18 protein-coding genes are annotated in these 18,407 nt (G+C 61.0%); 12 read left to right on the top strand and 6 right to left on the bottom strand.

Features of this window, described 5'->3' with window-relative positions; all coding sequences use genetic code 11:
* Positions 1 to 25 precede the first annotated feature (25 nt).
* The 3 genes from QMO82_RS22355 to QMO82_RS22345 all read left to right on the top strand — a co-directional run bounded on the left by QMO82_RS22355 (position 26) and on the right by QMO82_RS22345 (position 5,225).
* Positions 26 to 781 (top strand): LuxR family transcriptional regulator, encoded by a 756-nt coding sequence (locus QMO82_RS22355; RefSeq protein ID WP_183608501.1) that lies wholly within the window; start codon positions 26 to 28, stop codon positions 779 to 781.
* 216 nt (positions 782 to 997) lie between these two features.
* Positions 998 to 4,462 (top strand): pyruvate carboxylase, encoded by a 3,465-nt coding sequence (gene pyc / locus QMO82_RS22350; RefSeq protein ID WP_183608502.1) that lies wholly within the window; start codon positions 998 to 1,000, stop codon positions 4,460 to 4,462.
* A gap of 190 nt (positions 4,463 to 4,652) precedes the next feature.
* Positions 4,653 to 5,225: an NADPH-dependent FMN reductase gene (locus tag QMO82_RS22345; RefSeq protein WP_183608503.1), complete on the top strand. Its 573-nt coding sequence runs from the start codon at positions 4,653 to 4,655 to the stop codon at positions 5,223 to 5,225.
* 44 nt (positions 5,226 to 5,269) lie between these two features.
* Here QMO82_RS22345 and QMO82_RS22340 read toward each other — a convergent pair whose 3' ends face one another.
* The 4 genes from QMO82_RS22340 to QMO82_RS22325 form a co-directional block, all read right to left on the bottom strand.
* Positions 5,270 to 6,031: an amino acid ABC transporter ATP-binding protein gene (locus tag QMO82_RS22340; protein ID WP_183608504.1), complete on the bottom strand. Its 762-nt coding sequence runs from the start codon at positions 6,029 to 6,031 to the stop codon at positions 5,270 to 5,272.
* On the bottom strand, positions 6,028 to 6,708 hold the full coding sequence (locus QMO82_RS22335; protein WP_183608505.1) for an amino acid ABC transporter permease: 681 nt from the start codon (positions 6,706 to 6,708) through the stop codon (positions 6,028 to 6,030). Before QMO82_RS22335 ends, QMO82_RS22340 begins: the two co-directional genes overlap by 4 nt.
* A gap of 211 nt (positions 6,709 to 6,919) precedes the next feature.
* On the bottom strand, positions 6,920 to 7,693 hold the full coding sequence (locus QMO82_RS22330; protein ID WP_183608506.1) for an amino acid ABC transporter substrate-binding protein: 774 nt from the start codon (positions 7,691 to 7,693) through the stop codon (positions 6,920 to 6,922).
* A 154-nt stretch (positions 7,694 to 7,847) separates the two neighbouring features.
* Entirely contained in the window at positions 7,848 to 8,717 is an 870-nt protein-coding gene (locus QMO82_RS22325) for a DMT family transporter (RefSeq protein ID WP_183608507.1), read from the bottom strand.
* Positions 8,718 to 8,927: 210 nt separating this feature from the next.
* On the opposite strand from QMO82_RS22325, the gene QMO82_RS22320 reads away from it, so the two are divergent.
* From QMO82_RS22320 to hisC, 4 genes are all read left to right on the top strand, one after another.
* A complete protein-coding gene (locus QMO82_RS22320; protein ID WP_183608508.1) occupies positions 8,928 to 9,704 on the top strand; it encodes a DeoR/GlpR family DNA-binding transcription regulator in 777 nt (258 codons plus the stop codon).
* Positions 9,705 to 9,769: 65 nt separating this feature from the next.
* Complete coding sequence (locus tag QMO82_RS22315; RefSeq protein WP_183608509.1) at positions 9,770 to 10,963, top strand: MFS transporter; 1,194 nt, start codon at positions 9,770 to 9,772, stop codon at positions 10,961 to 10,963.
* 96 nt (positions 10,964 to 11,059) lie between these two features.
* A complete protein-coding gene (ispG, locus tag QMO82_RS22310; protein WP_183608510.1) occupies positions 11,060 to 12,310 on the top strand; it encodes a flavodoxin-dependent (E)-4-hydroxy-3-methylbut-2-enyl-diphosphate synthase in 1,251 nt (416 codons plus the stop codon).
* A 15-nt stretch (positions 12,311 to 12,325) separates the two neighbouring features.
* A complete protein-coding gene (gene hisC, locus QMO82_RS22305; RefSeq protein WP_183608511.1) occupies positions 12,326 to 13,387 on the top strand; it encodes a histidinol-phosphate transaminase in 1,062 nt (353 codons plus the stop codon).
* A gap of 28 nt (positions 13,388 to 13,415) precedes the next feature.
* Here hisC and QMO82_RS22300 read toward each other — a convergent pair whose 3' ends face one another.
* Entirely contained in the window at positions 13,416 to 14,330 is a 915-nt protein-coding gene (locus tag QMO82_RS22300; protein ID WP_183608512.1) for a polyprenyl synthetase family protein, read from the bottom strand.
* Positions 14,331 to 14,465: 135 nt separating this feature from the next.
* Here QMO82_RS22300 and mtgA point away from each other — a divergent pair, with 135 nt between their 5' ends.
* The 5 genes from mtgA (at position 14,466) to QMO82_RS22275 (ending at position 17,708) form a co-directional block, all read left to right on the top strand.
* On the top strand, positions 14,466 to 15,203 hold the full coding sequence (gene mtgA, locus QMO82_RS22295; protein WP_183608513.1) for a monofunctional biosynthetic peptidoglycan transglycosylase: 738 nt from the start codon (positions 14,466 to 14,468) through the stop codon (positions 15,201 to 15,203).
* A gap of 123 nt (positions 15,204 to 15,326) precedes the next feature.
* Positions 15,327 to 16,070, top strand: coding sequence for a DUF1868 domain-containing protein (locus QMO82_RS22290; protein ID WP_183608514.1), 744 nt, complete (start codon positions 15,327 to 15,329; stop codon positions 16,068 to 16,070).
* On the top strand, positions 16,063 to 16,710 hold the full coding sequence (locus tag QMO82_RS22285) for a glutathione S-transferase family protein (RefSeq protein WP_183608515.1): 648 nt from the start codon (positions 16,063 to 16,065) through the stop codon (positions 16,708 to 16,710). Before QMO82_RS22290 ends, QMO82_RS22285 begins: the two co-directional genes overlap by 8 nt.
* Before the next feature lie 155 nt (positions 16,711 to 16,865).
* On the top strand, positions 16,866 to 17,051 hold the full coding sequence (rpmF, locus tag QMO82_RS22280) for a 50S ribosomal protein L32 (RefSeq protein WP_003543812.1): 186 nt from the start codon (positions 16,866 to 16,868) through the stop codon (positions 17,049 to 17,051).
* 249 nt (positions 17,052 to 17,300) lie between these two features.
* Positions 17,301 to 17,708: a hypothetical protein gene (locus QMO82_RS22275; RefSeq protein WP_183608516.1), complete on the top strand. Its 408-nt coding sequence runs from the start codon at positions 17,301 to 17,303 to the stop codon at positions 17,706 to 17,708.
* Here QMO82_RS22275 and phaR read toward each other — a convergent pair.
* Positions 17,703 to 18,275 carry a polyhydroxyalkanoate synthesis repressor PhaR gene (gene phaR, locus QMO82_RS22270; RefSeq protein WP_183608517.1) on the bottom strand — a complete coding sequence of 191 codons (573 nt, stop codon included), beginning with the start codon at positions 18,273 to 18,275 and terminating at the stop codon, positions 17,703 to 17,705. The two genes, QMO82_RS22275 and phaR, sit on opposite strands and share 6 nt — an antisense overlap.
* Positions 18,276 to 18,407 lie beyond the last annotated feature (132 nt).

The raw sequence follows: 18,407 nt of genomic DNA, 5'->3' as shown, positions 1-18,407 counted from the left end.
CACCGGTCCGGACAAGGGGCGCTTTGTGAATATTACATCGTTAATTCAATTGCTTATCGTTCTGGGAGAATCGTCAAATCCTCAAGCTGTCGTCACCGAGCTGGAGCATGTCATCCGCGATTGCGGCTTCGAATATTACGGCCTACTGCGCCATTTGCCGCAGAATCCGGCACAGCAGATTCCGGAACCCTGGGCTGCGGCGCTTGCCGGCCGCTGGCCGGAACAATGGCCGCAGATTTATACCGCGAAAAAATATGTCCTGATCGATCCGATGGTGCGCTACCTCGCCCATGCGCAGCGGCCTTTCAGCTGGCGGGAAAGCTTGGCAGCCTTCCGCAAGGATGCGCAGCAGCGCCGTATGGAGCAGATGATGGTCGATGCTTTCGGTCACGGACTGGAAGACGGTTACATCTTTCCGATCCACGGACGGAACGGCATTCTCGGCAGCCTCAGTCTCGCCGGCAAGCCCGTCGAGCTGTCACCGATGGAGATCGCCCTGTTCGAGGCGGTGGCACGCAAGTCCTTCTGGCGATTGCTCGAGCTGAGAGGCGAGGCTGAGGCGCTGGAAACCGTGCTGCCGGCCGATACGCCGCTGACGCGACGCGAAATGGAAATCCTGCATTATCTCGCCGAAGGCATGACTTCGATAGAAATCAGCAAGATGTTGAAGATCTCAAACCACACCGTCGACTGGTATATGAACGGCCTGCAGAACAAGCTGAAGGCGAAAAACCGGCAGCAGGCGGTGGCGCTTGCGTTTCGTCACGGTCTGATACGCTAGAGGCTGGTGCCGAAAGTATCAGCGGTTTTCATGTTACTTCTTTGATTTAAATAAGGTCTCAGATTTAAACCGGCATGGCCTGATATCATTCGCATCCAAAATGGCGAGAAATTGCATTTCGCAGTCGCAAGAGAAATTGAACTTCCTGTGACAAGAAGTTAAGAATTTCCTTCGCGGGTGCAGCATGCCCGCGTCTGAACGTCTGAGGAGACCGTTTTGCCCATTTCCAAGATTCTCGTTGCCAATCGCTCCGAAATTGCCATTCGCGTGTTCCGCGCGGCCAACGAGCTTGGAATAAAAACAGTGGCGATCTGGGCGGAGGAAGACAAGCTGGCGCTGCACCGCTTCAAGGCGGACGAGAGCTATCAGGTCGGCCGCGGCCCGCATCTTGCCAAGGACATGGGCCCGATCGAAAGTTATCTGTCGATCGATGAGGTGATCCGCGTTGCCAAGCTCTCGGGCGCCGACGCCATTCATCCCGGCTACGGCCTGCTGTCGGAAAGCCCCGAATTCGTCGATGCCTGCAACGAGGCCGGCATTATCTTCATCGGCCCGAAGGCCGATACAATGCGGCAGCTCGGCAACAAGGTTGCGGCGCGCAACCTGGCGATCTCGGTCGGCGTGCCTGTGGTGCCGGCCACCGGGCCGCTGCCGGACGATATGAAGGAAGTGGCAAAGATGGCCGAGGAGATCGGCTATCCCGTCATGCTGAAGGCCTCCTGGGGCGGCGGCGGGCGCGGCATGCGCGCCATCCGCGATCCGAAGGACCTTGCCCGCGAAGTGACGGAGGCCAAGCGTGAGGCGATGGCCGCCTTCGGCAAGGACGAGGTCTATTTGGAAAAGCTCGTCGAGCGCGCCCGCCACGTCGAAAGCCAGGTTCTCGGCGATACGCACGGCAATGTCGTGCATCTGTTCGAACGTGACTGCTCGATCCAGCGCCGCAACCAGAAGGTCGTCGAGCGCGCGCCGGCGCCCTACCTCTCGGAAGCGCAGCGCCAGGAGCTTGCCGCCTATTCGCTGAAGATTGCAGCGGCGACCAACTATGTCGGCGCCGGTACCGTCGAATATCTGATGGATGCCGATACCGGCAAATTCTATTTCATCGAGGTCAATCCGCGCATCCAGGTCGAACATACGGTGACCGAAGTCGTCACCGGCATCGACATCGTCAAGGCGCAGATCCACATTCTCGACGGCTTTGCGATCGGCACGCCGGAATCGGGCGTTCCCGCGCAAGCCGACATCCGCCTCAACGGCCACGCGCTGCAGTGCCGCATCACCACGGAAGATCCGGAGCACAATTTCATTCCGGATTACGGCCGCATCACCGCCTATCGCTCGGCCTCCGGTTTCGGCATCCGCCTCGACGGCGGCACCTCCTATTCCGGCGCGATCATCACCCGCTACTACGATCCGCTGCTCGTCAAGGTGACGGCCTGGGCGCCCAATCCGTCCGAGGCGATTTCCCGTATGGACCGGGCGCTGCGCGAATTCCGTATCCGCGGCGTCGCCACCAACCTGACCTTCCTCGAAGCGATCATCGGCCATCCGAAATTCCGTGACAACAGCTACACGACCCGCTTCATCGACACGACGCCGGAACTCTTCCAGCAGGTCAAGCGCCAGGACCGCGCGACGAAGCTTCTGACCTATCTCGCCGATGTCACCGTCAACGGCCATCCCGAGGCCAAGGACAGGCCGCGGCCGCTTGACAATGCCGCCCAGCCGGTGGTGCCCTACGCCAACGGCAACACCGTCAAGGACGGCACCAAGCAGCTGCTCGACACGCTCGGCCCGAAGAAATTCGGCGAATGGATGCGCAACGAGAAGCGCGTGCTTCTGACCGACACGACGATGCGCGACGGCCATCAGTCGCTGCTCGCCACCCGCATGCGCACCTATGACATCGCCCGCATCGCCGGCACCTATGCGCATGCGCTGCCGAACCTCCTGTCGCTCGAATGCTGGGGCGGGGCGACCTTCGACGTTTCGATGCGCTTCCTGACCGAGGATCCGTGGGAGCGGCTGGCGCTGATCCGCGAGGGGGCGCCGAACCTGCTGCTGCAGATGCTGCTGCGCGGCGCCAATGGCGTCGGCTACACCAACTATCCCGACAATGTCGTCAAATATTTCGTCCGCCAGGCGGCCAAGGGCGGCATCGATCTCTTCCGCGTTTTCGACTGCCTGAACTGGGTCGAGAACATGCGGGTGTCGATGGATGCCATTGCCGAGGAGAACAAGCTCTGCGAGGCGGCGATTTGCTATACCGGCGATATCCTCAATTCGGCCCGCCCGAAATACGACCTGAAATATTATACCGACCTTGCGGTCGAACTCGAGAAGGCCGGCGCCCACATCATCGCGCTCAAGGATATGGCGGGCCTGCTGAAGCCCGCGGCGGCCAAGGTTCTGTTCAAGGCGCTGCGCGAAGCGACCGGCCTGCCGATCCATTTCCATACCCATGATACGTCGGGAATTGCGGCGGCGACTGTGCTTGCCGCCGTCGATGCCGGCGTCGATGCGGTCGATGCGGCCATGGATGCGCTGTCCGGCAATACCTCGCAGCCCTGTCTCGGCTCGATCGTCGAGGCGTTGCGCGGCACCGAACGCGATCCGGGCCTCGATCCGGAATGGATCCGCCGCATCTCCTTCTATTGGGAAGCGGTGCGCAACCAGTATGCCGCCTTCGAAAGCGATCTGAAGGGTCCGGCATCGGAAGTCTATCTGCATGAAATGCCCGGCGGGCAGTTCACCAATCTCAAGGAGCAGGCCCGTTCGCTCGGCCTCGAAACCCGCTGGCATCGGGTGGCGCAGGCCTATGCCGACGCCAACCAGATGTTCGGCGATATCGTCAAGGTGACGCCGTCTTCCAAGGTGGTCGGCGACATGGCGCTGATGATGGTCAGCCAGGATCTGACGGTCGCCGACGTCATCAGCCCGGACCGCGAAGTCTCCTTCCCGGAATCGGTGGTCTCGATGCTGAAGGGCGATCTTGGCCAGCCGCCGTCGGGATGGCCGGCAGCGCTGCAGAAGAAGGCGCTGAAGGGCGACAGGCCCTATACGGTGCGTCCCGGCTCGCTGCTCAAGGAGGCCGATCTCGATGCCGAGCGTAAGGTCATTGAGACCAAGCTGGAGCGCGAGGTCAGCGACTTCGAATTCGCCTCCTATCTGATGTATCCGAAAGTCTTCACCGACTTTGCACTAGCCTCCGATACCTACGGCCCGGTCTCGGTGCTGCCGACGCCGGCCTATTTCTACGGCCTTAAGGATGGCGAGGAGCTGTTTGCCGATATCGAACGTGGCAAGACTCTCGTCATCGTCAACCAGGCGATGAGCGCGACCGACAGCCAGGGCATGGTCACCATCTTCTTCGAGCTCAATGGCCAGCCGCGTCGCATCAAGGTGCCGGACCGGGCCCATGGGGCGACGGGTGCCGCGGTCCGCCGCAAGGCCGAACCGGGCAATGCCGTCCATGTCGGTGCGCCGATGCCGGGTGTCATCTCACGTGTCTTCGTCTCGCCCGGCCAGGCCGTCAGCGCCGGCGATGTGCTCGTTTCCATCGAGGCGATGAAGATGGAAACGGCGCTGCATGCGGAAAAGGACGGCTCGATTTCCGAGGTGCTGGTACGCGCCGGCGACCAGATCGATGCCAAGGACCTGCTCGTCGTTTACGGTGGGTGAGCGGCGCCGATTGTTTCCGAAAGGTTGCATTCGGCCATGCTGCCGATCACCCGATTGTGTACGGTCGGTCTGACAAAAAAGCTGATTTTTCGAAGCGTCAGCGGCTTCCTCGCCTTGCCCGGCGAGGAGGTTTTCTCATAGATTGGCACTCCCTCCATCCGCCCCCAAGACCAATCAGGACACCATCTCCATGAGTAAGCTGAAGATTGCCGTCATTGTCGGCAGCACGCGTATTGGCCGTTTCGCCGAACATCCGGCCAAGTGGATCGCCGAACTGGTCAGCCAGCGCTCCGATCTCGAAGTCGAGATTCTCGATCTTCTCGACTATCCCATGCATTTCTTTGGCGAAGAGCGCGCCACGACGGCTGAAAGCGAATCCGCCGAGCGCTGGAAGAAGAAGCTGCGCGAATTCGATGGCTTCATATTCACCGTCGCCGAATACAACCATGCGCCGACGGCTGTTTTGAAGAATGCGATCGATCTCGGCGAATTCATCCAGAAGCCGGTCGGTTTCGTCGGTTATGGCGGCGTCGGCGGCGCACGTGCGGTCGAGCAGCTTCGTCTGATCTTCGTGGAAATGAGTGCCGCTTCCGTCAAGACCGGCGTCCACATCGCATTCAGCGAATATCTTGCCGTTCTCAAGGAGGGCAAGAGCCTGGGGGATTACGCGCATCTCAACGAGGCTGGCAAGAACCTGCTCGACCAGATCACCTGGTGGGGCAATGCGCTCAAGGCTGCGCGCGCCGTCGTCACGGCCTCCTGATTGCAGTTCCAGCAATGCCGGGATGTTCGCATCCCGGCATTGTCTCAGATATCGTAGGTATGGGCGGCGTTGATCGTCGAGATGAAGCGCTTGGTGCGTTCGCGCTGGGGCGTATTGAAGATCGCCTTGGCGCTGCCCGTTTCCACCACGCTTCCGGCTTCCAGGAAGACGACGTCATTGGCGATTTTCGAGGCAAGCCTGAGATCATGGGTCGCCATCACCATCGTCGTGCCTTCTCCGGCCAAACGGCCGAGCACATCGACCACCTCGGCCGAAAGCTCCGGATCAAGCGCCGAGGTCGGCTCGTCGCAAAGAAGCACGCGCGGCGACGGCGCCAGCGCCCGGGCAATCGCCACACGCTGCTGCTGGCCGCCTGAAAGCGTTGAGGGCCAGGCGTTCGCCTTTTCGGTCATGCCGACCTTGGCCAGCAGCTCCATGGCGCGCTCGCGGGCCTTTTCTCGCGGCCATCTCAACACCGTGACCAGGCCTTCCATGACATTCTCGATCGCGGTCTGATGCGGGAAAAGCTGGAAGTTCTGGAAGACCATGCCGGTCTGGCGGCGGATCTTCTGGATCGCCGACCAGCTCGTTCGTTTGCCCGGCGCAAAGGCCAGCGTTTCCTCTCCGAGGCGGATGGAACCGGCGGTCGGGATTTCGAGCAGGTTGATGCAGCGTAGCAGCGTGCTCTTCCCGCCGCCGGACGGCCCGACTAGCGCGGTGACGCTGCCTTCAGGGATGCGGATTCTGATATCTTTCAGGATAACCGCATCGCCGAAGCGCTTTTCGATGTTGGAAAGCTCGATCATGCATTTGCCTCCAGCATGCCGCCGTAACGCGCGAAGCGGCGCTCCAACCGCACCTGCAGCTGCGAGAGGACGGAGCTCAGGACGAGATAGATCAGCGCCGCCTCGATATAGAGGATCAGCGGCTCATAGGTGGTGGCGACGATGCGCTGCGCCGCCTGGAAGAGTTCCGGCACGGTGATGGCGGCGGCAAGCGAGGTGTCCTTGACCAGCGAGATGAAGGTGTTCGACAGCGGCGGCACGGCGACGCGGGCGGCCTGCGGCAGGATGGTGCGGCTCATCGCCTGGCGCCAGCTCATGCCGATCGAATAGGCGGCCTCCCACTGGCCCTTCGGCACCGAGGAAATGACGGCGCGGATGATCTCGGAGCTGTAGGCGCCGATATTCAGGGTAAAGCCGATCAGGGCGGCGGGAAAGGCATCGAGCAGAATACCGAGGCTCGGCAGGCCGTAGAAGATGACGAAGAGCTGGACGAGCAGCGGCGTGCCGCGAATGACCCAGACATAGAAGCGGGCGACGGCGGAAAGCGGCATCGGCCCGAACAGCCGGGCGATCGCGGTGGCGAGCCCGAGGGCGAGGCCGAAGACGAAGGATAGCAGGGTCAGCGGAATGGTGAAGATCAACCCAGCCCAAAGGAGCGAGGGGAGTGATTCCACCATCAGTTGGAGCCAGTGCGCCAAGGGAGTTCCCTCTCGTCGGTTGGTACGTTGAAGTGGCATACCCCTCCCCAACCCCTCCCCACAAGGGGGAGGGGCTTAGCGGAGGCCCCGGCGCACCAAATAGCGACCGTCCTGTTGGCTGAGAGGCTGTTTTGAGATGAGAACAGTGCGGCATCGAAGCCCCTCCCCCTTGTGGAGAGGGGTTGGGGAGGGGACTTTTCCTGAACGAAGCTTACTTGGAAACGTCCTGGCCGAAATACTTGTCGGCAATCTTCTTATAAGTGCCGTCGGCCTTGATGTCGGCAAGCGCCTTGTTGATTTCGACAAGCAGCTCCGGCTCGTTCTTGCGGATGATGACGCCGGAATAGTCGGCATTTTCCTGCTCGGCGACGATCTTCACCGGCGCGTCCGGCTTGTGCTTCTTGAAGTCGAGGAAGGAGAGGCTGTCGTTGATCGTGGCATCGGCGCGCTTGGTCAGCACCAGCTGGATCGACTGGTCGAAACCATCGGTGCCGACGAGTTCGGCGCCGGCTTCGGTGGCGAGCTTGCCGAAGTTGCTGGTCAGCGACTGGGCGGATTTTTTGCCCTTGAGGTCGGCGAAGGACTTGATGCTGTCGTCGCCGTCGCGGGCGATCAGCACGGCCTTGGATGCGATATAGGGCTCGGAGAAATCGTATTTCTGCTTGCGGGCTTCGGTGATGCCGACCTGATTGATGACGGTGTCGTAGCGCTTGGCGTCGAGGCCGGCGATCAGGCCGTCCCACTTGCCTTCGACGAATTCGGCCTTGACGCCGAGCTTGGCGGCGATGGCTTCGCCGATCTCGACATCGAAGCCGACGAGCTTGCCGCTTTCGTCATGATAGGTGAAGGGCGCATAGGTGCCCTCGGTGCCGATCTTGAAGACGCCGGCCGATTTAATGGCGGCGAGGTTTTCGCCGGCATGGGCGGGCAAGAGGGCCGCAGCCTGAATGAGGGCGGCAGCAGCGACGGTTTTCAGCCAGTTCATTGTTATATCCATCCTTGGGAGGTTGTCATCGGATGAGGGATAGTTCGCAGAAAATTAGGGCGCAGGAAGCGTAAAAAACTGCGAATAAAAGCAGCAACTGCAAATATTTTTCTCAAGCGGCCGGTTGAGCCGGGAATCCCTTGGAAAATTCGCATCAGACAGCGATGCGACGGCGCAGCCTTTCGCTGACGATGATGATCAACCCGGCCCCGAGGATCATGCATGCGCCGGCGATGACATTATGCGTGGGGATATCGGCCCAGATCAGATAGCCGAGGAGGAAGGCCCAGACGAGAGACGTGTATTCGAATGGCGCAAGCACGGAGACGGGCGCCCGGCGCATGCCTTCGAAGAGGGCGAACTGCGCCGCGCCGGCAACAACGCCGGTGGCGACGAGCAGCGCCAGCTGCGTCATGTCAGGCGTCCGCCACGTATAGAGAACGGCAACGCCTGTCATAACAAGGAAAAAGAGGTTGGAGACGGCAAGCTGGACGATGGTCTTCTCGTGCAGCGAGGTCTTGCGCAGCAACACCATGGCGGAGGCCCAGAGGACGGCTGCCTGCAGCGCCAGATAGACCGGCCAGGAGATGGCAAGGCCGATCGGGTTGCAGGCGATCAGCACGCCGACGAAGCCGACGCCGACGGCAAGCCAGCGCGCCGGCGTGACCTCCTCCTTCAGGATAAGCCATGCAAGCAGGGTGCCGACGATGGGTGCGGCGTAATAAAGCGTCGTTACTTCAGCCAGCTGCAGGCGGCTTGCGGCGGAATAATAGGAAAGCCAGGCAGAGAGAAGAAGGATGCTGCGGACGATCATCGGCTTGATGATCGGCGATGTCATCGTTTGATGGACGAGCTTGCCGCGGCCATAGGCGAGACAACCGACGAGGATGGTGAGACTGCGGAAAAACAGGATCTGCCAGACCGGGATGGTTGATGTCAGGATCTTGATGATCGCGTCATGGAAGGTGAACGCCATATAGGCGACGCTCGTGAGCAGAATGCCCAGGCTGACGGAGTTTTTCACGGAAATGCACCAGATGGCGGATATGCCGGCGGGAATCGAGAATATGCGATCGGTAATCCCGGCCCGTGGGCCGGTCAATAGGCCATATTTCGCTCCGGTAGTGGAGCTTTGTTTCATAACGTCAGAAAACGTGTGATCGTGCAGATTGCCTGCACGGTCTTCAGCGTTTATGCACGTTTCTCATGTTTGAAATATTGAGCCGGTAGAAACATGCAGGATTTTTTATTGCGAGAGCGCCAGGGGGTGATTTCCGAAAGGTTGCGGCTGAATGGCCGCGTGCTGGCGGCGGAACTTGCGCTGGAATTCGGTGTCTCCGAGGATACGGTGCGGCGCGACCTGCGCGAAATGGCGGCGGCAGGGCTCTGCGAGCGGGTCTATGGCGGCGCTTTGCCGGTTTCGCCGGCGCATGGAAGCCTGACGCAACGCATCGGTTTTGCCGCTGGCCGGAAACAGGCTCTGGCGCGCGCCGCGGCAACGCAGATTGCCGCCGGTTCGTGTGTGTTCTTCGATGCCGGCAGCACCAATCTGGCGATCGCCAACGCACTGCCGGCCGAACTCGAGCTGACGGCCGCGACCAATGCGCCGGCGATCGCCGCCGCACTGATCGACAAGCCTGCCGTCAACGTCATCCTGATCGGTGGAATGGTGGACCGGCAGACGGGCGGGGCGCTCGGCGCCAAGGCTCTCCGGGACATGGAGCAGATTTCGCCCGATCTCTGCATTCTCGGCGCCTGCGGCGTCGATCTCGAGGCCGGTATCACCGCGTTCGGTTTCGAGGATGCGGAGTTCAAGCGGTTCGCGGCATCCAGGAGCAGAAAAGTGCTGGTGGCGGTCACCTCGGAGAAATTCGGTACGGCCGCGCCGCATAGTATCCTGCCGGTTGCGCATTGCGAATGCCTGGTCGTCGAGCACGATGCCGATCCGGCCGTACTCGGCCGCTACCGCGAGCGCGGATGCAGAACGGTGATCGCCGAGGAAACGAACTGAGGCTGCGGCCACAGAGTTTAGGGAAATCGGGCGCTTGCAAGCCCGGCAATGAGGAAAGACCGAAAATGGACAGTCATGTGAGTGCGCCGGCGGGAGCTCGGAGCGGCTTCGTTACCAGAAGCAGGGCGGCTGTTTCCCTGCTTTTTCTCATGAACGGCTTCGTCGTCGGCTGCTGGGCGCCGAAGATCCCGGATTTTGCCGAGCGGCTGGCGCTGAGCAAGTTCGAGCTCGGGCTGATGATCCTCATCTTCGGCGTCGGCTCGCTGGTCATGATGCCGATCGCCGGGGCGCAGATCGCCAAACACGGCTCGCGTATCGTCGTTCAGGTCCTGGCTGCCTGCGTGTTGCCGCTGCTGCTGGCCTTGACGCTCGCGCCAAATGTGATCACCGGGGCAATCGCGCTGTTCCTGTTCGGCGGCTTCATCGGCGCGATGGATGTGGCGATGAATGCCAATGCGGTGTCGGTCGAGAAATCCATGCGCCGCGCCATCATGTCGTCCTGCCACGCTTTCTGGAGCCTTGGCGGGCTGATCGGCTCCGGCCTCGGCGGCATCGTGATTTCCAAGCTCGGCATTCTCGGCCATGCGCAACTGGCAACGGTGCTGGCGGCAATCTTCCTCGCTCTGGCATGGCCGATGATCCTTGCCGATCCGCCGCATCCCGATGCCAAGAAGGAAAAGACAAGACTGCCGATGGTGCCGCTGCCGTGGCTGCTCGGATTGATGGCCTTGTTCTCCATGGTGCCGGAAGGTGCGGTTCTGGACTGGGGCGCGCTCTATCTCAGGCAGGAAATGGGTGCATCCGTGGCGCTTTCCGGTCTTGGTTTCGCAGCTTTTTCGGCGACCATGGCGATCATGCGCTTTGCCGGCGACGTGGTGCGCGATCGTCTCGGCGGCGTCAAAACGCTGCGGATCTGCACGCTGTTTGCCATCGTCGGCATGCTGCTTGCCGGCCTGGCGCCCAATGCCGAGCTTGCCATTCTGGGCTTTGCCTTTTGCGGTATCGGCATTTCCAACATGGTGCCGATCGCCTTCTCGGCGGCGGGCAACATTCCCGGCCTCAAGCCCGGCATCGGCATCTCCGTGGTCACGACCATGGGTTATTCGGGCATGCTGGTTGCGCCGTCCCTCATCGGCTTCGTCGCCGAGCATATTGGTTTTGCGGTGGTTTTCATGGCGCTGCCGGTGCTGCTGCTGGTCGTTCTCCTGTTCTCCAAGCTCGCCCACTATGCCGATGGGGTCTCCGGAGGCGGCCACTGAGCCGCCTCCCAACAAAAGTGATATCGGGGGCGGTTGACAAGAAAGCGGTCATGATCCACCTGAAAGGCACTGTTTTTAGGGGTGAAAAAGCGCTTCATGTCTTCAGCCGCCGATTTTGATCCGAAACCGCGCCGCGCTTCCGTTGCCGTCGATGTCGGCGGCGTCATTGTCGGTGGCGGGGCGCCGGTCGTCGTGCAGTCCATGACGAACACCGATACGGCCGATATCGATTCGACCGTCGCCCAGGTCGCCGCCCTCCACCGGGCGGGCTCGGAACTGGTGCGCATCACCGTCGACCGCGACGAGAGTGCCGCCGCCGTGCCGAAGATCCGCGAGCGGTTGCTGCGGCTCGGCATGGACGTGCCGCTGATCGGCGACTTTCATTATATCGGCCACAAGCTGCTTGCCGATCATCCCGATTGTGCCGCCGCGCTGGCGAAATACCGCATCAACCCCGGCAATGTCGGCTTCAAGGACAAGAAGGACAAGCAGTTCGCCGAGATCATCGAGATGGCGATCCGCTACGACAAGCCGGTGCGCATCGGCGTCAACTGGGGCTCGCTCGATCAGGATCTGCTGACGGCGCTGATGGATCAGAACGCCGCAGCCGGCTCGCCGCTTTCGGCCCGGCAGGTGACGCGCGAGGCGATCGTGCAGTCGGCGCTGCTCTCGGCAGCCCTTGCCGAAGAAATCGGCCTGCCGCGCAACCGCATCATCCTGTCGGCCAAGGTCAGCCAGGTGCAGGACCTGATCGCCGTCAATTCGATGCTTGCCGAACGCTCCAATCATGCTTTGCATCTCGGTCTGACCGAGGCCGGCATGGGCACCAAGGGCATCGTCGCCTCGTCGGCGGCGATGGGCTTCGTGCTGCAGCACGGCATCGGCGATACGATCCGCGTGTCGCTGACGCCCGAGCCGAACGGCGACCGCACGCGCGAAGTCCAGGTGGCGCAGGAAATCCTGCAGGTCATGGGCTTCCGCCAGTTCATACCTGTCGTTGCCGCTTGTCCCGGCTGCGGGCGCACGACCTCGACGGTGTTCCAGGAGCTTGCCCAGAACATCCAGAACGACATCCGCAAGAACATGCCGGTCTGGCGGGAGAAATATCCCGGCGTCGAAGCGCTGAACGTCGCCGTCATGGGCTGCATCGTCAACGGGCCGGGAGAAAGCAAACATGCCGATATCGGCATTTCGCTCCCCGGCACCGGCGAGACGCCGGCGGCTCCCGTCTTTATCGACGGCCGGAAGGCGCTGACACTGCGCGGCCCCAATATCGCGGCAGATTTTGAGGCGCTTGTCGTCGACTATATCGAGAAGCGCTTCGGTCAGCGCACCGCGGCGGAATGAACGGCAGCGAATTCGATGAGCCGATACTGGTCTGATATCGTCAGCAAGCTTCAGCCCTATGTCGCGGGGGAGCAGCCCCGCATTCCCGGCCTGGTGAAACTCAACACCAACGAAAATCCCTATGGGCCGTCTCCCCGGGCGCTTGAGGCGATCGGGCAAGCGACGGACGATCGTCTGCGGCTCTATCCCGATCCTTCAGCCACGGAATTGCGCGAGACGATCGCGGCGCGTCACGCTCTAACGGCGGACGAAGTCTTCGTGGGCAATGGTTCCGACGAGGTTCTAGCGCATGTGTTTCAGGCGCTGCTGAAACACGATCTGCCGCTGCTCTATCCCGACGTGACCTACAGCTTCTATCCGACCTATAGCCTGCTATACGGTATTGAAGCGATCGAGATACCGGTCGATGACAGGTTCCAGATCCGGCTCGCGGATTATGACAGGCCATGCGGCGCGATCATCATTCCCAATCCGAATGCGCCGACCGGCATCGGCCTGCCGCTCGCTGACATCGAGGCGCTTGTCGCCACCCATCCGGATGCGGTCGTCGTGATAGACGAAGCCTATGTCGACTTCGGCGGTGAAAGCGCCATCCCGCTGATTTCCCGATATCCCAACCTGCTTGTCATCCAGACTTTGTCGAAATCCCGCTCGTTTGCGGGCCTGCGCGTCGGTTTCGCGCTGGGGCAGCGGGAACTGATCGAGGCGTTGGTGCGTGTCAAGGACAGCTTCAACTCCTATCCGCTCGATCGCCTGGCGCAGGTCGCCGCGACCGCCGCGATCCAGGACGAAGCATGGTTCGAGACATGCCGGAAGAAGCTCATTGCCAGCCGGGACCATCTCGTTACGGAACTCGAAGCGCTGGATTTCGAGGTTCTGCCGTCCCAGGCGAATTTCATTTTTGCCAGGCACGAAAGCCGGTCGGGTGCCGCGCTTCTCGCCGCTCTGCGCGAGCGGGACATCCTCGTCCGGCTTTTTGCCAAGCCGCGTATTGCAGATTTCCTGCGCATCAGTATCGGCACCGACGAGGAATGCGCCGGTCTGGTTGCCGCTCTCAAGGCGATATTGGCAGCCTGAGCTGCCCATTTTTCTGAGTCCGGGTCCGTCAGCTCTTCCGGTCGGCGATGAACTGCGCCGCGGCGATGAGGGTCGAGGCGCGGGCGCCGTAGGGGGCAAGCAGCGTCTCGGCATCGGCGACATGCCGGCGGAGCTCGGTCTCGGCCCATTCCATGCCGTGCAGGGCGACGAGCGTTCCTTTGCCGCGGGCCGCATCCTTGCCGGTCGCCTTGCCCATGGTCGCAGCATCAGAGGTCAGGTCGAGGATGTCGTCGGCGAGCTGGAAGGCAAGGCCGATTTTTTCGCCGAAAGCGCGCAGGCGGCGGCGATCTTCCGGCGGACTTGCCGAGATGAGGGCGCCGGCTTCGCAGGCGAAGCGGATCAGCGCGCCTGTTTTCATCGCCTGCAGGCGGATGATGCCGGCCTCGTCAGGGGCCTGTCTTTCCGCCGCGAGATCGAGCGCCTGGCCGCCGGCCATGCCGCCGAGACCGGCGGCGCGGGCAAGGGCCAGCACCAGCGCTGCCTTGCTCGTATCGGGAAGGGCCGTTTCCGGCGCGGCGATGATGTCGAAGGCGTAGGTCAGCAGGCTGTCGCCTGCTAGGATCGCGGTGGCTTCGTCGAATTTTATGTGGACCGTCGGTTTGCCGCGGCGCAGATCATCATCGTCCATGGCCGGCAGATCGTCATGCACGAGCGAATAGCAGTGGACGCATTCGAGGGCTGCGCCGACACGAAGGGCCGCCTCGGCGTCACCGCCGAGAAGGGCGGCGCTTTCGACGACCAGAAACGGGCGCAGCCGCTTGCCGCCATTCAGCACGGCGTAGTGCATGGCGCTGCGCAAGGTCTCGGGCCTGGCGATTTCGTCGGAGAGGCTGTTCGGTAAAAGCAATGCGTCGAGCAGCGCCTCGATCTCGCGGGCGTTGTGCTTCAGCCTGGTTTCGAAAGTGACCCGGTTCGCATCCATGGGCGCTGTTTGGCATGGCGCAATGGGGGCTTGCAACGGAATTGTCGATGGCTGCCGCAAGATTTCCCATGTACTCTGGCATAAGCGCCGCACAGGGGTTATGAGAACGATAGGAGCGAAATCGGGCTGGGGACATTGGATATAGCGCCAGAGATAGAGGACAGCGTCGACGCGCCGGCCGAGCGGCGATGGTTTGGAGACCGGCGTGTGTTGAAACGCATTGTCCTTGCCGTGCTGACCCTGCTGGTCCTTCCCTATGCGCTGATCTTCTTCTACCTGTTGCCCTTCATTCATCCGGTCTCGACGCTGATGCTGCGCGATCTCGTGCTGTTGCGCGGCTATGACCGCAGATGGGTGTCGCTTGATGAGATCGCCCCGGTTCTGGTGCAATCGGTGATGATGTCCGAGGATGGGCAATATTGTTTCCATGGCGGCGTCGACTGGGCCGAGATGCGCATGCTGGTCGAGGATACGCTGAAAGGCCAGGCGACGCGCGGCGGCAGCACCATCCCGATGCAGACGGCGAAGAACCTCTTTCTCTGGAACAGCCGCTCCTTTGTGCGCAAGGCGATGGAGCTTCCTCTGGCCGTCTCCACGGATTTCGTCCTGTCGAAACGGCGGCTGATGGAAATCTACCTCAATATCGCCGAATGGGGTCCCGGCATCTATGGCATCGAGGCGGCGGCCCAGCATCATTTCAAGGTGCCAGCCTCGAAGCTGACGCGGCGCCAGGCGTCGCTGCTTGCGGTCTCGCTGCCGAACCCGATCGATCGCAATGCCGGCAAGCCGGGACGAGGCCTTCGCCGGCTCGCGGGTGTGATCGAGCGGCGGGCACAGGGTTCCGGCGACTACATCAAGTGCATCTATGAGTGATATCAGAACGTGTCGTTAGGAACGGCGCTCCAGATTTTCGAATGGGGGCATCCGCCGTCATCTGACATTCTTGGTTCTGCCATATGGGCGAATGGAGTCTAATCAGAGCCCTCGAGTCGCCCCATGACCGTCACGACGTTTTCTCCCGAGCTTCTCCTTTATTCGAAGACGCACAATCCGAACCCGCCCGCCCATCTCGGCAGCCGTTATCGTAAGGTCGGCGGCTTTCTGCCGGAAGCCGGCAACACCATCGTCTGCCATGCCGAAAAGGGTTCGCCGTCGCAGGCGGTGCTGATCGAGGCGCGGGAGAAATATCTGGCAATGCCGGAGGCTTCGCAGTTCCTGTTCACGCCGATATCAAGCCTTCACATGACGCTTTTCGAAGGTATCATCGAGACCCGGCGCCGGCAGGATTACTGGCCGGGCGATCTCCCGCTCGAGACGCCGATCGATGACATGACCGAGTTGATGGCTGCCAGGCTTGAAGGTTTTACGATGTTCGATCCCTTCAAGGTCGCCATTGTCGAAGCTCGGCCATCGGGCCTCCTCGTCGACGGGGCGACGGAGAATGACCGCGGGGTTATGCGCGCCTGGCGCAACGCGTTTGCCGACCTTCTCGGCTATCGCCAGCCGAACCATGAGGACTATAAGTTCCACATGACCTTGGCCTATGCGATCGAACGGCTGGAGGACGAAGCCTTGCCGCGCTGGCAGGCGATGCTCGACGACGTGGCCGACCATATCCGCCGCAAGGCCCCGGTTTTCGAACTGACGCCACCGGCATTCTGCGTGTTCGAGGATATGAACCATTTCCACGAACTGTTGATCTTCGATTTCGACGCCCGAACGGGAGGAGCCCATGGATAGACCGACGCTCTACATTGCCAATAAGAACTATTCCTCCTGGTCGTTCCGGCCCTGGATGGCGCTGACGGGCGTCGGGATCGATTTCGAGGAAGTCCTGATCCCCTTCGACTATCCGGGCGGCAATCCCAACATCAAGGCCGTATCGCCAAGCGGCAATGTGCCGATCCTGCAGCACGGCGCATTGAAGATCTGGGAATCGCTGGCGATCATCGAATATGTCGCCGAGCTTCACCCGGAAGCCGGCCTTCTGCCGAGCGATCGGGCCGCACGAGCGATCGCTCGTTCGGTTTCGATGGAAATGCTCTCGGGGTTTCGGGCGCTGCGCGCCGCCTGCCCGATGAATATCCGCCGGCCCAAGGCCAGGATCGTCTTGCCGGATGGTGTCGACGCCGATGTCAACCGCATCGAGACGGTCTGGCGAGACCTGCTGCAGCAATCCGGCGGGCCGTTTCTCTTTGGCGCATTCAGCGGCGCAGATGCGATGTTTGCGCCTGTCGTCAACCGGTTCGACATCTATGACCTCGTCAACCGGGACGAAACGCTGACCTATATGGAGACCATGAAGGCGCATCCGGCCTGGCGGAAATGGGAAGAGGCGGCACGGGCCGAGCGTTGGATCGTGGCGGAAGACGAAGTTTGAGCCAGGAATCATCGGCGTCGCAAAAAATATGCATGGGGACTGGTCAAGCCCACCCCTTGCATGTATAAGCGCGCCAAATTCCGAAATCGCGACATGTCCGTTTCGGCCGCCAGTCTGGCCGTGGGAATGTTTTGCCCGCAAGTGGAGTAAGAGAAATGGCTGTACCGAAGAGAAAAACAAGCCCGTCCAAGCGCGGTATGCGCCGTTCGGCAGATGCACTGAAGGCTCCGACCTACGTCGAAGACAAGAACTCCGGCGAACTGCGCCGTCCGCACCATATCGACCTGAAGACCGGTATGTATCGCGGCCGCCAGGTTCTGACGCCGAAGGAAAGCGCATAATTTCCCGATCCGGCTTGCCCGATCGAAAGTTTCAAGGCCGGCGTCACGCCGGCCTTTTCTATTCGACGATATAATATTTGCAATGACTTGCGGTCTGGCAGCGGTTTGCGGCAGTATTCTTCCTGCGCGCTCCAGCGCCGCGCGTCTTTTCAGACGTGCAATTGATGCTGTAGCCCTTTGAATTTACGCGTCATGATTTCCGAAAATCGAATGCGATTTTTCAGAAATCATGATGCTGGGAGATTGCCGATGATAGCCGCCATGCCCCTGATGATTATCCCATTTATTCTTTACAATCTGGCGATGCTGGGATTGATGGGCGATGGCGGCATTCCGGCGCTGCAGCACGACGTCATCGTACTGTCGATGATCTCGGGTGCGATCTGGAGCATGGCGCTCGGCGATCTCTTCATCGTCGTCGCCCTTGTCGTGCTGTTCTTCGAAATCCTGAAGGCGACCAGAACCGGCCCCGGCAACCTCATCAACCATATCTTGTCGATGCTGGTGTTCATCGCCTTCCTGGTCGAGTTTCTGCTCGTCCGGGACGCTGCGACGCAGGTATTCTTCATATTGCTGACGATCGCTCTGATCGATGTGATCGGTGGTTTTGCCGTCTCGATCCGGAGCGCCGGGCGGGATGTCTCGATCGGATTATAGGTTGTCGAGTTTGTTCTGAAGGGCGCGGAGCTGTTCCTTCAGCTCATCGATATCCTTGGCCTCGGCCTTGCGGCTTTCCTTGGCAGGCGGCGTCATGAAGGGCGAGAACATCTGCATCGCCTGCTGAAACAGCTCGGTATTGCGGCGAACCTGGTCCTCGACCATCTGCATCGGCAGTTGCAGGTTCTTGCCGAGCGGCGTCTCGCCGAAGGCGCGGTTCACCTGCTCACGCATCTGGGACTGCTGTTCGGTGAAGGCGCGCATCGAATGTTCGAGAAAGCTCGGCACCACCATCTGCATCTGATCGCCGTAATAGGTGATGAGCTGGCGCAGGAAGGAGATCGGGAGCAGGGTGTTGCCGGTCTTCGATTCCTGTTCGAAAATAATCTGGGTCAGCACCGAATGGGTGATGTCATCTCCGCTTTTTGCATCCTGGACGGTAAAATCTTCGCCCCTCTTCACCATCTCCGCCAGGTCTTCCAGCGTGACATAGGTGCTGGTGCCCGTATTGTACAACCGGCGATTGGCGTATTTCTTGATAACGATCTGACCCTCATGCTTCGCCATATCAGTCTCCTGGACCCCCGTCTGAATTATGGATATTCCTCCACTTCAGACTGTAAACGCAAAAGAAGGCCGGTGACAATCTCTTTGTGCGATGCGGCAAACCTTTCACAGAGCAGATGAATCGGCTTTGGC

This window comes from Rhizobium sp. BT04, from assembly GCF_030053135.1.
GTDB lineage: Bacteria > Pseudomonadota > Alphaproteobacteria > Rhizobiales > Rhizobiaceae > Rhizobium > Rhizobium binxianense.
Note: the sequence above shows the minus strand (reverse complement) of the source record. Positions and strands in the feature narration are given on the sequence as shown.